Origin of the sequence: Chryseobacterium gilvum, from assembly GCF_025628965.1 — a bacterium.
Lineage (GTDB): Bacteria > Bacteroidota > Bacteroidia > Flavobacteriales > Weeksellaceae > Chryseobacterium > Chryseobacterium gilvum.
Window position 1 is genome coordinate 216,474 of record NZ_JAOTEN010000003.1, and the last position, 13,863, is coordinate 230,336.

General features: G+C 35.7%; 15 protein-coding genes. 9 read left to right on the forward strand and 6 right to left on the reverse strand.

The genetic code is table 11. The annotated features are described in order from the left end of the window. Positions 1–55: 55 nt before the first annotated feature. Both N0B16_RS11250 and N0B16_RS11255 read left to right on the forward strand, forming a co-directional pair. Positions 56–613 (forward strand): Crp/Fnr family transcriptional regulator, encoded by a 558-nt coding sequence (locus N0B16_RS11250; protein WP_368407552.1) that lies wholly within the window; start codon positions 56–58, stop codon positions 611–613. 78 nt (positions 614–691) lie between these two features. Beyond that, complete coding sequence (locus tag N0B16_RS11255) at positions 692–1,081, forward strand: RidA family protein (protein ID WP_262991038.1); 390 nt, start codon at positions 692–694, stop codon at positions 1,079–1,081. 70 nt (positions 1,082–1,151) lie between these two features. Here N0B16_RS11255 and N0B16_RS11260 read toward each other — a convergent pair whose 3' ends face one another. The 4 genes from N0B16_RS11260 to N0B16_RS11275 form a co-directional block, all read right to left on the reverse strand. Then, entirely contained in the window at positions 1,152–2,078 is a 927-nt protein-coding gene (locus tag N0B16_RS11260) for a malate dehydrogenase (RefSeq protein ID WP_262991039.1), read from the reverse strand. 185 nt (positions 2,079–2,263) lie between these two features. Next, positions 2,264–2,815, reverse strand: a complete 552-nt coding sequence (locus N0B16_RS11265; protein WP_262991040.1) for a biliverdin-producing heme oxygenase — start codon at positions 2,813–2,815, stop codon at positions 2,264–2,266. Between the two features lie 14 nt (positions 2,816–2,829). Continuing rightward, the gene (locus N0B16_RS11270) at positions 2,830–5,037 is read right to left on the reverse strand and encodes an ATP-binding protein (protein WP_262991041.1); all 2,208 of its coding nucleotides are present in this window, start codon (positions 5,035–5,037) and stop codon (positions 2,830–2,832) included. 266 nt (positions 5,038–5,303) lie between these two features. Further along, positions 5,304–6,317: a nucleoid-associated protein gene (locus N0B16_RS11275; protein ID WP_262991042.1), complete on the reverse strand. Its 1,014-nt coding sequence runs from the start codon at positions 6,315–6,317 to the stop codon at positions 5,304–5,306. Between the two features lie 202 nt (positions 6,318–6,519). Between N0B16_RS11275 and N0B16_RS11280 the strand changes: the two genes are divergently transcribed. From N0B16_RS11280 to N0B16_RS11295, 4 genes are all read left to right on the forward strand, one after another. Beyond that, a complete protein-coding gene (locus tag N0B16_RS11280; RefSeq protein ID WP_262991043.1) occupies positions 6,520–6,681 on the forward strand; it encodes a hypothetical protein in 162 nt (53 codons plus the stop codon). 1 nt (position 6,682) lies between these two features. Next, entirely contained in the window at positions 6,683–7,033 is a 351-nt protein-coding gene (locus N0B16_RS11285; protein WP_262991044.1) for a DUF7674 family protein, read from the forward strand. Positions 7,034–7,149: 116 nt separating this feature from the next. After that, a complete protein-coding gene (locus tag N0B16_RS11290; protein WP_262991045.1) occupies positions 7,150–7,281 on the forward strand; it encodes a hypothetical protein in 132 nt (43 codons plus the stop codon). Between the two features lie 50 nt (positions 7,282–7,331). Further along, a complete protein-coding gene (locus tag N0B16_RS11295) occupies positions 7,332–7,730 on the forward strand; it encodes a DUF7674 family protein (protein ID WP_262991046.1) in 399 nt (132 codons plus the stop codon). Between the two features lie 106 nt (positions 7,731–7,836). On the opposite strand, the gene N0B16_RS11300 is transcribed toward N0B16_RS11295, so the two are convergent. Then, positions 7,837–8,175: a nuclear transport factor 2 family protein gene (locus tag N0B16_RS11300; protein ID WP_262991047.1), complete on the reverse strand. Its 339-nt coding sequence runs from the start codon at positions 8,173–8,175 to the stop codon at positions 7,837–7,839. Positions 8,176–8,316: 141 nt separating this feature from the next. On the opposite strand from N0B16_RS11300, the gene N0B16_RS11305 reads away from it, so the two are divergent. Continuing rightward, on the forward strand, positions 8,317–8,724 hold the full coding sequence (locus N0B16_RS11305; protein ID WP_262991048.1) for a putative periplasmic lipoprotein: 408 nt from the start codon (positions 8,317–8,319) through the stop codon (positions 8,722–8,724). A 55-nt stretch (positions 8,725–8,779) separates the two neighbouring features. Here the strand turns inward: N0B16_RS11305 and dnaK are convergent, their stop codons facing one another. Beyond that, entirely contained in the window at positions 8,780–10,675 is a 1,896-nt protein-coding gene (gene dnaK / locus N0B16_RS11310) for a molecular chaperone DnaK (RefSeq protein ID WP_262991049.1), read from the reverse strand. A 232-nt stretch (positions 10,676–10,907) separates the two neighbouring features. Here dnaK and ppk1 point away from each other — a divergent pair, with 232 nt between their 5' ends. After that, positions 10,908–12,980, forward strand: a complete 2,073-nt coding sequence (gene ppk1 / locus N0B16_RS11315) for a polyphosphate kinase 1 (protein ID WP_262991050.1) — start codon at positions 10,908–10,910, stop codon at positions 12,978–12,980. Then, a complete protein-coding gene (locus tag N0B16_RS11320; protein WP_262991051.1) occupies positions 12,977–13,861 on the forward strand; it encodes a Ppx/GppA phosphatase family protein in 885 nt (294 codons plus the stop codon). The genes ppk1 and N0B16_RS11320 overlap by 4 nt, the downstream gene beginning before the upstream one ends. Positions 13,862–13,863: the final 2 nt, after the last annotated feature.

Genomic DNA, 13,863 nt, shown 5'->3' on the forward strand with positions numbered 1-13,863 from the left:
GATTTGTTAATTATCAGATACTAACTGCATCAATCATCATTTTTATTTAATGAATATGCTCAGGAATCATATCGAAAAAATCGTTGCGCTTACAGACGAAGAATTTTCTTTGATCGAATCCTGTTTTCATCATAAAAAATTTTTAAAAAAAGAATTTGTCATCCGTGAAAACGATTTTGTTAAAGAAGTTTATTTTATTGTTTCAGGTTTGATGAAACTTTTCGTTAATGATCCTGAAGCCCAAGAACACATCATTTCATTTTCCATGGAAGACTGGTGGGAAACCGATTACATGGCGTTTTACACCCAATCGAAAGCGACACAATTTTTACAGTGCTTAGAGGAAACAGAAGTACTCTCTTTATCTTTTAATAACTATGAAAAACTCTGCAGCCAGGTTCCTAAAATGGAACATTTTTTCCTGAAAAAAGCACTGGGTGGACATATTTCCAGCCAAAGAAGAATACTTTCACTAATGACTATGAATGCAAAAGAACGGTACGAACAATTCATTAAATTGTATCCATCCTTAATTCAACGGGTTCCCAAAACAGTTTTAGCATTGTATTTAGGGGTTTCCCGGGAAACACTGAGCCGCCTTGAATCAAAATAAAGTTGTGACACACCTCACACAAAAAATTCTTGCAGCTTTAAGAACTTTGCTCCATTGTTTAACTAAAATATATTTAACATGGAAAAAAGAATCATTAATCCCTGGACATGGCAGGACGACAGAAATTATGCACAGGCTGTAGAAGTGAAAAAGGCACAAAGCACACTATACGTTTCCGGACAGACCGCGATCGACGACAACGGAGTTACAAGCAATGCCGACATGAGAACGCAGATCATCAAAACATTTGAGAATCTGGAGAAAGTTATTTCACTGGCAGATTTTGAAGTAAAAAATATCGTTCGCCTGAACGTTTATACGACAGATCATCCTGCGTTTTTTGAAAATTTCGACATCTGGCAAAGCTGGATTACGAAGCATGGCATTCAGCAGGCGAGTAATGTAATAGAGGTAAAAACATTATATGAAACGCTGAAAGTGGAAATGGAGGCAACGGTGGTAAAATAGTTTCTAAAAATCTTTGAACATAAAAAACCGCATCTCACGATGCGGTTTTTATTTATATCAATTTAGTACATTAAAATTTCAAATCACCATTTACTTCTCTTACCGCATTTGCAGCTTCAGCAAATTTCAATTGTTCGTCTGCAGTTAAAGTAATATTTACGATTTTCTCAACCCCGTTTTTCCCGATAATGGCAGGAACACCAAGACAGATATCATTCTGACCGTATTCTCCTTCAAGCATTAATGAACAAGGGATCATTTTTTTCTGATCACAAGCAATGGCCTGAACCATTACAGAAACCGCTGCACCCGGTGCATACCAAGCTGAAGTTCCCAATAATTTTGTAAGAGTAGCCCCACCCACTTTCGTTTCTTCAATTACATATTTCTGTTGTTCATCATCTAGAAATTCAGTTACAGGAACTCCGTTTCTTGTTGCTTTACTTAATAAAGGAAGCATACCGGTGTCACTGTGAGCCGCGATTACCATTCCGTCAACATCAGAAATCGGAGCATCCAATGCTTCAGCCAATCTGTATTTGAATCTTGCAGAATCTAATGCACCTCCCATCCCGATGATTTTATGCTTAGGAAGACCTGAAGTTTTGTGAACCAGATATGCCATCGTATCCATTGGGTTAGAAACCACAATGATGATCACTTCCGGAGAATTTTTTACCAGGTTTTGAGTTACTTCTTTTACAATTCCTGCATTGATCCCGATTAATTCTTCTCTTGTCATTCCCGGTTTTCTTGGGATTCCTGAAGTAATTACAGCTACGTGAGAACCTGCTGTTTTGCTGTAATCTCCTGTTGTACCCGTAATTTTGGTATCAAAACCGTTCAGTGATGCGGTCTGCATCAGATCCATTGCTTTCCCTTCTGCAAAACCTTCCTTAATGTCTACCAAAACCACCTCTGAACAGAAGTTTTTCATTGCGATGTACTCTGCACAGCTTGCTCCTACAGCACCTGCTCCTACTACGGTTACTTTCATAATATATTTATTTATTGTTTTTACTGGTAATATGGAACTTTAAAGTTTCATATGTTTTTATTAAATTATTTATTGATGTAAAATCTGAATTTTAACTCCCAAATTTAACAATTCCTGAAAAATTGAGCAATCTTTCAGGAATTTTATTATTTATTTGTGACAAGATCATCAATAAGAATGACTGATCAGTTGACGCTGAGTAAAAAAGAATATATTTTTCTGGCGCCCGATAATACTTCAGAATACTGCTCTTCGGTAACTTCATGGTCCAGAATCTCTTTAAAATTTTTCCACATAAGACCTGTATTTTCGTGATAACACCCGAAAAAATTAAATGTAACCTCACCGAAACCTTCTGTTTTGGATAGTTGTTTTGCGATCACATTTCCGCCTAAAGTAGAGCCTTCAATGACATACATTGCTCCTAAAGCTTCGTTTTCACTGCTAAATTTAAGATCTTCAGATGTTGATTTATTTTCCAGCGAAAGGCTTTGAAGGTCTTTTTCAATTAAAGGAAGTTTTATTCTGTCGCTGAGCTGTAGTTTATGGGAAAAATTTTCTGAAAGACTGTTGAAAATATTTTTTTCTGAGTGAAGAAGCATCAGATAATTGGCACTGATTATTTTCTTATAATCTTCTAAAGTGAATGTTTTCTTGAAAATTTTATCAGAATTGAATAATTTTTCTGCTGCATCGTGATATTCAGCGGTATTTTTTTTGAGATATTCGGAGACCATCGTATAAAATGAATTTAAACTTTTTCTAATTGAGGTTTTTGAAAGGTCAGGATAAAACAGGTTCCGTCTTCATCACTGATATAATCTACGTTTCCTCCTATTCTTTTCATGATTCGATGAACAATAGAAAGACCTATTCCGTTTCCTTTAAATTTTTTGGCATTATCCATTCTATTGAAGATCTTAAACATTTTATGTTTATTTTCAGCCGGGATTCCGATGCCGTTATCTTTAATTCTGTAAATAATTTTATCGCCTTCTTCAGAACCCTCGATCTCTACGACCGGATGATCCTGATCGGATGAATATTTAACCGCATTGTTGATTACGTTTAAAAATACCTGATGAAGCATCGTCTGATCTGCCAAAACTTCGGGACATTTTTTGATTACAACTATACTTTTTGGAGTATCATAGGTCATCTTGGCATTTTCCGTGATTTTTCGAATCGTAAGATCAGGCTCAATAGGTTCAAGCTGTATTTCGCTGTGTTTTGCACGGCTAAGCTGAAGAACGTTATTCATCAGATCTGCCATGTTATCAATTTCATCGATGATAGAATTAAGCTTACTCCTGTTTTTCTCAGAGGCTTCCGTCATACTTCTGAGCAGCATTTGGGCATTCAGTTTCATTACCGTGAGTGGCGTTCCCAAATCATGCGAAATGGTGTATGAAAAACTGTCCAGCTCCTCGTTCACCTTTTTCAGCTGCTCATTCAGTTTTTTAATGGTAATATATTGTTTATGAGACGTTTCCAGTATCACATCACGAATTGAGTGCACTGCAATCTCATCTCTTTTGCTCCATCTTTTTGAATTGCCTTTTATTTCTTCACTGAAGATCTTGAAAGAAGTTCTCGGGGAAAAAATCTGTTTGTCTTCTCCATTTTGCGAAAAAGTACCCATTTCCTTTTCAGGATTTCCTGCCCAGTTGATGTGTTCATCAAACTCTTTTCTGAACCAGATCAGAATCTCATTTTTACTTCTTTCGACAAAATATATGATTATTCCTGATGCATCATTATTTAAGCCTAATTCTTTACCATAATCCTTCAGAAAGCTGTTGCTTATAAAGATATTGTTTCTGGTGTTTTCGTATGCCCAGCTTACGATTTTTTGTAATACAGCTGCATTAGGGACATTTCCGTCTGTAGTAGTCTTATTATCTGAAACAATAGCGATTCCGTCTGCTTCAGGCATCATTCTGAGCTGAGATTTGTTGGCATCCAGAGATTCAAACAAAGTTTCATGCTCTAAAAAATCTGATCTTAGATGATTTAGCTTTTCATTGAGGTTTACTCTGTATTCGAGTTCTTTTTTAGCTTTAAAAGAAGAATATGCGTTGGAAGCCAAAACAGTAAAAATCCCTGCCTGTACACGGTCTTCAAGATCAATATGTTTTGCTTCGATATTCTGACAGGTTACCAAACCCCAAAGCTCATCATCAATGATAATCGAGATGCTGAAACTTGAGGATGCTCCCGAATTTTTCACATATTGTCCGTGAATAGGCGACATTGCTCGTGATGCAGTAAATGTAAGATCGATGTCCTGTTGTGTACGGCTTAGAAGACGTACCGGCTCTGAGTGTACATTTGAGAAGATTCTTTTCCTTTTCTTTTTGTACAGTTCCCTTGCCTGTCTCGGGATATCATGTTCCGGATAATGCAGCCCGAGATAACTTTCTGCTTTACCATTTGTTTTTTCTGCAATCACTTTTCCTGAACCGTCGCTCATGAATTTATAGACCATGATCCGGTCATAATTGATGATGCTCCACAGAGTACCCAGAAGCTGATCCCAGATTTCCTGCTCATTATCAATGATGTAAAAGTTGTCGTATTTATTGGTAATATGCTTTCGTAAATTGCTTACGACTTCTTCAAATTCAAGAAAAATATGATTATTGGACCTGAAAACGGAAAAATGATATTGCTTTCCTGAAATATATATTTTGTCAAAATAGGTTTCGTTTTCTCTTCTTGAAAGAAAATCTACCCTTTCAAAAATATCTGAATCAAGAACAGGTTGAAAAATATGGGGATAATCTGCAATTTTTTTCCCTAAAAGGTCTTCTGATTTTTCAAGATCAAAAATATCGGAAATATTTTCGCTCAGAAAATCAATGGCATGAGATGTTGTATCAATGCCAATCAGGTATCCAAAACTCTGTATACGGCCCGGAATATGAATGGGCTCATCATGACATTCTACAAAATTCATAACTGCTATTAAATAGTCAAAGGTAAGGAATTTACATCATAAAAATCAATATTTATTTTATGCAGCAAATTTGTTATTAATAATTAAGAAATATTATGAATATATTAAGATTTATTAAAAATACTCATAATTCATAAGATAATGACAAAATAATAATTAAAAATCACTTCGTTTACTTTTACATAAATCACAGATTTTAATTAAGATATAGATAATAAAATACGATTATTTTCACGAAAGATTTATTCACACACCGGAGGTATCATTTATACTTCCTTGTCAAAATACAGCCTGTAGTATTTTCCTTTATCATCCTGCCCCTGTTCAAGCATTTTACGATCGCCGTGAATATAAATATGGAAGTTCTTATCCAGCTTAATGATGCTCTTAAAATGTCTCTGTGTTTTTTTTACCGCCGCATCACTGATCGGGAATTCTTCAGCAATATTAATCTGCATATCCTGTTCGTAATCGGTCTTAAAATTATTAAAACTTTCGATTACATGCTCGTCGCCCAAAACTTCACTTGCAAATTCATCAAGCTTAAATTCTTCTTTTTCTTTGAAAAAATTGATGGATTTATTTAAAAAATCTGCCTGATCTGCTTTTGAAACCTCAAATTCCTGCGGGAGCTGTTTGGTAATGTAATCTTTATACACCATCAATGCTTCCTGGGTATGAAAGTATTCGTCGTCGCGCTGTTTTACTTTCAGAAAATCTTCAAACCAGTAATACATATCTCCGTTTTTGTTGTTATCAACTACAGAAAGGATATATCCGTTTTCTTTATGGTTATTGTAAATCAGAGCTGCTTTATCAATCTTTGACAGGCTGATTCCCTGATCTTTTTCAAGTTCAAAACTTTCATTTTTTGGAAAAATTTTAAGAAATGAATCTCTTTTTTCCGTTTTAAAAATTCCTATTTTATCGACTTTCTCATCACCTTCTCTTTCGTCTTCAAAGTACACGACAAACAGCTCACCTCCCTGAACCCTTGGATTTTCCGCAGCTTCAAAAAGATGTTTCGCAAGGTTTTCAGATTCCCAGAGAAACTTTGCTTTATCATCAAATATTTCTGAAACCGAGCTGTAAACAGGATTATTCACCAAATAAGAATCACTGTAAAACTGGTAGGTTTCTTCAGTTTTGAAAGAGCCCAAAAAATAATTTTCCAGCATTTCTACTGTTCCCTCGTCCAGCTCAAGCTCTTCCTGGGAAAGAATAAGAGATTCTCCGTTGATCTTGTTGCCAACTCTGTGTACTGCGATTTTTGAAAACATTCTTTATTTTTTGTGGACTGCAAATATATTAATTAAATCAAACAATAAGCATCATTTCGTTCTGATAAAAAGCCTATCATTTTGAAAGGGTATTTTGCAGACTTGTAAAAAATTTAATTATATAAAATATTGATTATCATTTAATTAAAAAAATACAATCAATAAGGAACACGATTAGCATCTGCAATATTAAATAGTTAAAATGGATTTAAAAACATTAAACAGAATTAATACTCTGAGAAGATTAAGAAGTAAAGGACCCGAAACTCCAAAATGGGCCAAATCGTATCTATTACTGATTGCCATCTCGGCCATCATTATTTTCGTTGTTTTTATTACAATTGTAGAACAAAACCAAAATTAAAATGAATTATTTAGAAGCCACACAGGAGATCGCAGAGGTAATTCCTGATCTGCAAAGCAAGTCAAAAGAGATTAACAATTCATATGATCTCATAATCACTTTTACAAACAGCATCAAAATGATGATTCAGAATAATGATAATCCTATATTATTAAAAAGTCTAAAAAAAATGAATCTGATTTATAAAAACGGAGATCATTTGCTAAGGAGTGCCATTGAAAATTCATTTATTTACTCTCTTGACAGTTGCACGTTATTTTGCTCTACGACTGATAGAAACAATATCCTGAGAACTCTTTCGCCGGATCTTAAGAAAGTTTATGCAAAACAAATTTACAGTCATGGAATATGAGTGTTTTAAAATTATAACCCAATAAAAATATAATTCAGTTTTATTACATTTTACAGGTATTTCATTACAAAATCACAGGAAAGCCTTTAAACAAAACCTTTTAAAATCAATACATTATGAAAACAAAGATCAGAAGACAAACAGACTGGAAACAGTGGAAAACCTCGAATTATAAGCACAATGCGGAGATTTTGATCACTCACATTGCCGTGATCATCGGTGTATTTATTTTTGCTGCCTGTCTGTAATTTGGTACACTTTTAGTTACCCATATTGTGTTTTGAAAATTTTTAATCTTATGGAGACTGCAGAAATGAACGCTATTAATGAAAATCTAGCGACTGAACATTTAAAAATATTCTATCCTTCCCTTCAGAACGAAATTGCACAGCTTTCTGCTCAGGGTAATTTCGCGGGAATTATACAGGCAACCGTTGATTATCTGAAAATACTTTTAAAAGAATCAAAAATCAACGTGGTAAACCACAACATCAAAATGATGGAATGGCTTTATAAAAACGGAACTTTCAGCGTAAAGCATATTATTGAAAATTTATTCATCCGGTCATTCGGAAGCCTAAGAAAGCAAACTGATGAAAATCAATGGAATCTTCTGTATCAATATATGCCGATCGAGTTTCAACAGATCTATCTCAATCAAACCAGATTAGATGAGATTATGTTTAAAAAGAATTAATTGATCTTATATTATAACGACCTCGCCCAAGCTTTAGCTTGGGCGAGGTCGTTTACAGGCATTAATCTTTGAGGATTATAGAACCGCACGGTTTGACACATCTCGTTTATGCAATTACAAATGCTTTTAATTCAGCCATTTTTCCATTCTCAAATCTCCATATATCACAGTAGGAATACTGTATATCATCTCCGTTCTTATTTTTTAAACTGATTTTCCCTGTTGCCACAACATAATCATTATCCTCAAGAATGGTTTCGATATTAAATTTTGGGGGTTCCAGATAAGCATCCTTCATATAAGCTCTTACATTTTCTTTACCGATAAGGGTTTGATCACCAATAAAAATCCATTTGGTATCTTCTGTACAGTACTGTAAGAATGTTTCGTGATCGCCTTTTTTTATAGCTTCGTTGGCGGCCTGTAAAATTTCTTTATTATTCATGTGAAATATTTTTAATTGAGAAAAAACTTTAATTTTATCAAAGCATTTTCCACAAAACCTATACCAGTTGTCCGGAAATTTTTATTTGTTTTGAATAAGAATATTGAATGACTATCTTTACTTTCACCAATAAGCCACATTATGAAAAAATTAATATTCCTTTTTTTAATGACTTTTATTTTGGCAGGCTGCGGAGATAATTGCTATAATCCTCCTCAACCGATTGTTTTTGAGTTCGTTAATGAAGATCATGAAAATCTGCTGACAAACGGAACGCTTTCTCAGCTTTCAATTAAAGACGAAGATCAGGCCGAGGTTCCGCTGACAAAAACAGATGACGGAAAAATCATTTTGGAAAACGTAGGGGCATATAATGGTACAAAAAACTACACTTTTTATTCATCTGTTAAATCTTTTGAATTTTCTATACAGTCATCCGAATTCGACGGAAAAGGATGTGATGGCTATCAAATCGATCAATTAACTTTTAAAGGGATTGGTATTGATGTGACAGATGAAAAAGGATACTATAGAATCATCTTTAAATAAATAAAAAATCCCCTCGCTTACGCTCGGGGATTTTATTTCATCAGTTTTTAACTGCTTATTTTACTTCTTCAAAATCTGCATCCTGTACATCTTCTGCACCTCCTGCATTTCCTTGATTTTGAGCTCCTGCATCTGCACCCTGACCTTGCTGTCCTGCTGCATACATTTCTTCAGAAGCTGCCATCCAAGCTGCATCCAAAGCTTCGGTTTTAGCTTTCACATCATCACCGTTTTTCGCTTCATAAGCAGTTTTCAGTTCTGCATGAGCAGCTTCGATCGCTGCTTTTTTATCAGCAGATAATTTATCGCCAAATTCTTTCAGTTGCTTTTCCGTCTGGAAGATCAATCCGTCAGCTTTGTTGAAAATTTCCACTTCTTCTTTTCTCTTCGCATCTGCTGCAGAGTTTTCCTGAGCTTCTTTTTTCATTCTTTCGATTTCCTCTTCAGAAAGACCTGAAGATGCCTGAATTTTAATAGACTGCTCTTTTCCGGTACCTTTATCTTTAGCAGAAACGCTTAGGATTCCGTTTGCATCAATATCGAATGTTACTTCAATTTGAGGAACACCTCTTTGCGCTGGTGGAATATCTGTTAAGTCAAATCTACCGATCTCTTTATTATCGTTGAACATGGGTCTTTCACCCTGTCCTACTCTGATGCTAACTGCAGGCTGATTGTCGGAAGCGGTAGAGAATACTTCAGATTTTTTGGTTGGGATGGTCGTATTCGCTTCAATTAATTTAGTGAAAACAGAACCCATTGTTTCGATCCCCAGAGAAAGTGGTGTAACGTCTAATAAAAGAACGTCTTTTACATCTCCTGTAAGAACTCCCCCCTGAATAGCTGCACCGATGGCAACAACCTCATCCGGATTTACTCCTTTTGAAGGCTTTTTACCAAAGAATTTCTCCACTTCTTCCTGAATGATCGGGATTCTTGTAGAACCACCTACCAAGATTACTTCATCGATATCGTTGATGGAAAGACCTGCATCAGAAAGCGCTTTTTTACAAGGTTCCATTGATCTTCTTACCAAATCTGCAGATAACTGCTCGAATTTTGCTTTCGTTAAAGTCTTAACCAAGTGTTTAGGACCTGTAGCGGTAGCGGTGATATAAGGAAGGTTGATCTCAGTTTGTGGAGAAGAAGACAATTCAATTTTTGCTTTTTCAGCAGCTTCTTTTAATCTTTGCAATGCAATTGCATCAGATTTAAGGTCTACTCCTTCTTCAGCTTTGAATTCGTCTGCCATCCAATTGATGATCACATCATCAAAATCATCACCTCCTAAGTGCGTATCTCCGTTGGTAGACAATACTTCAAAAACTCCGTCTCCTAAATCCAGGATAGAAACGTCAAAAGTACCCCCACCAAGATCGTATACTGCGATTTTTTGGTCTTTATGGGATTTATCTAATCCATAAGCTAAAGCTGCTGCCGTAGGCTCGTTGATAATTCTTTCTACAGTAAGACCTGCGATTTCACCTGCTTCTTTTGTCGCTTGTCTCTGTGCGTCGTTAAAGTATGCAGGAACAGTAATAACTGCTCTTGTAACTTCCTGACCAAGATAATCTTCCGCAGTTTTCTTCATTTTCTGAAGCGTCATCGCAGAAATTTCCTGTGGGGTATATTCTCTGTCGTCAATTTTTACTTTTACGGTATCGTTGGGTCCGGCTACCACTTCGTAAGGAACTCTGGAAATTTCTTTCGCATCTTCCTTAAAGTGCGTTCCGATAAATCTTTTGATAGAATATACGGTTTTCTTCGGGTTGGTTACAGCCTGTCTTTTGGCAGGATCTCCCACTTTTCTTTCACCATCCTCTGTAAATGCTACAATAGAAGGAGTGGTTCTTTTTCCCTCTGCGTTAGGAATAACAACAGGGTCTTTACCTTCCATTACGGCAACACAAGAGTTGGTTGTACCTAAATCTATTCCGATTATTTTACTCATAATATTTATATTTTTTCTAATTTTTAATTTAATTTACATTCACTAATTCTCAATATTTGTACCATTGAAAAATTTGTGACAAATTGACACAATCAATATTTTTTGGAGCGGTATAAAAATATTTATGTGTCACAAAAGCTTTATGTACCGGTTAAATTTAATTTAAGCTTAACTTTGCCTACCACGCAAAAGGATCATTTATTAGTATTTTTGAAAAATTTTATAAAAGTATATGTCGTTACATTTTAATCCAAGGGACGTTACATGGCTGGCTTTCAATGAGAGGGTATTACAGGAAGCCATGGACGAAAATGTGCCTTTGAATCTCAGAATCCGGTTTTTGGGGATTTTCTCTAACAATCTGGATGAATTTTTCCGGGTGCGGGTTGCGGGTTTGAAACGCGCAATGGATTTTAAAGAGAAAGTAATTGCTGAATCTTTTTATCAGCCCCCGTCAAAAATATTACAGAAAATCAACGATATTGTCATCAGACAACAACAGAATTTTGATAAAACCTGGAAAAAGATACAGTCGGAAATGGCAGATCAGCACGTTTTCATCAAAACTGCTAAAAATCTAACCCTGAAACAGAAAGAATTTGTCAGAAATTATTTTGATGAAGTGGTGGAATCAAACGTGATCCCGATTTTACTGCATGAGAATACTCCGATGCCTTATCTAAGAGATAAAAGTCTTTACTTAGGCGTTGCGATGAGTAAAAAAGACTGGCAATATCAGAGTAATTACGCTATTATTGAAATCCCTTCTCGCTTCGTTGGAAGATTTGTGCTCTTGCCTACCGAAAATCCTGGAGAAAAAAATGTCATGCTGCTGGAAGACGTGATCACTTTTAATCTTCCGCATATTTTTTCATATTTTGGATACGACGAATTTTCTGCGCATGCATTTAAAGTAACCAAAGATGCGGAACTGGATCTGGACAATGATATCAAAACCAATTTTGCTGAAAAAATAGAAAAAGGGCTCAAAAACAGGAGAAAAGGGAAACCAACCCGTTTTGTATTTGATAAAGATATGGACAAAGCTTTGTTGGAACTTTTGATCCGCAAGCTTAATTTATCTAAAAAAGACAGCATCATTCCCGGAGGTAAAATTCATAACTTCAAACATTTTATGGATTTTCCGGATGTTTTTGAATATTATAAAAAACCTGCCGAGAGAACATCCTTCACTCATCAGGCTTTTGAACACGGCGAAAGAGTAACGGATGTAATTATGAAAGAAGATGTTTTGCTGACGTTTCCGTATCATACTTATACTCCGGTTATTGATCTTCTTCGGGAAGCCGCTATGGATCCTGATGTAAAATCAATACAAATTACCGCCTATCGCCTTGCAAGCAATTCAAAAATTATCAATGCCTTGATCTATGCCGCAAGAAATGGTAAAGAAGTAACGGTAATGCTTGAGCTTCAGGCACGATTCGATGAGGAATCAAACCTCAAATGGAAAGAAATGCTGGAACCGGAAGGCATTACGGTTCTTGTGGGAATTCCGAACAGAAAAGTTCACGCCAAACTCTGTATCATTAAGAAAAGATCTCATAACAAAACTCTGCAATACGGTTTTGTAAGCACGGGAAACTTTAATGAAAAAACAGCTAAAATATACGGGGATCACCTTTTAATGACTTCAGATCGCGGTATTATGGCCGACATTAATAAGGTCTTCAATGTTTTGAAAAAGCCAAAAGAAGATTATACCGCCGTTCTTAAAACCTGCAAATCACTGATGGTGTGCCCGCAGTTTATGCGTGAAAAAATAATGCTTTATATTAGCAAAGAAATTGATGAGGCACTCGCAGGAAGAAAAGCAGAAATCATTATCAAAGCCAATTCGGTAAGCGACCGACTTCTTATTATGAAATTATATGAAGCCGCCCAAGCCGGAGTGGTAATCAGAATGATTGTAAGAGGGATCTATTGTGCTATCAATCAAAAAGATTTTAAAGAGAAAATAAAAGCCATAAGCATTGTAGACGAATATCTGGAACATGCGAGAGTGATGTATTTTTACAATAAAGGAAGTGAAGATTTGTATATTTCTTCTGCCGACTGGATGACGAGAAATCTGGATTACAGAATAGAAGCGGCTGTTAAAATAACCGATAAAGATCTTAAAAAAGAACTGAAGCACATTCTGAACATTCAGCTGAGCGACAATGTAAAAGCAAGAATTTTGGATAAACACCTTAATAATGAATATGTAAAAAATGATCGTGAAGAATGCCGTTCTCAGATCGAAACCTACCAGTATTTAAAAAACAAAACTACCGCACAATGAAAATTGCAGCCATAGATATAGGAAGCAACGCAGCCAGATTACTAATCAACGAAGTGAAAATCCGTAACAATGAGCCGGAATTTATTAAACTGAATCTTTTAAGAATTCCGCTGAGACTGGGTATGGATGTTTTTACACTTAAAAAAATCGGCAGTGAAAGAGAGCAGATGGTGATTGATTCTATGAAAATTTTCAGTGATCTGATGAAGATTTATCAGGTCGAACATTACAGGGCATGCGCAACCAGCGCCATGCGAGATGCAGAAAACGGCCAAGAGATCATACAGAAAGTAAAAGAAACTTCCGGGATTGATATTGAAATTATTTCCGGGGACGAAGAAGCTGCTTTAGTTTTCGAAAACCATATTGCAGAAGGCCTCGATAAAGATTTTGCCTATCTCTATGTAGACGTAGGAGGCGGCTCTACCGAACTTACTTTTTACGAAAACGGAGAAATGCTTTATGAAAAGTCCTTCAATATAGGAACTATCCGACTTCTCAACAACCTTGTGACGGAAGACAACTGGAAGGAAATGAAAGCCGAAATAAAACAAAATATTGTAAGCAAAAAACCCATCGTAGCCATCGGTTCCGGTGGGAACATCAATAAAGTGTTTTCTATGAGCAAAACCAAAGACGGCAAACCTATGGTGCTCTCTTATCTTAAAAAAACATACAAAGAGCTGAACGACCTTTCTGTAGATGAAAGAATGACCAAGTATAATCTGAGGATCGACCGTGCCGATGTAATGCCTCATGCGTTGAAAATATACAACAATGTAATGTTCTGGGCAGAAATCAATACAATTTTTGTCCCTAAAATATCAGTTGCCGATGGGTTGATTCACAGCATTTACAGTAAATTAGAAAATAAAGAATAATT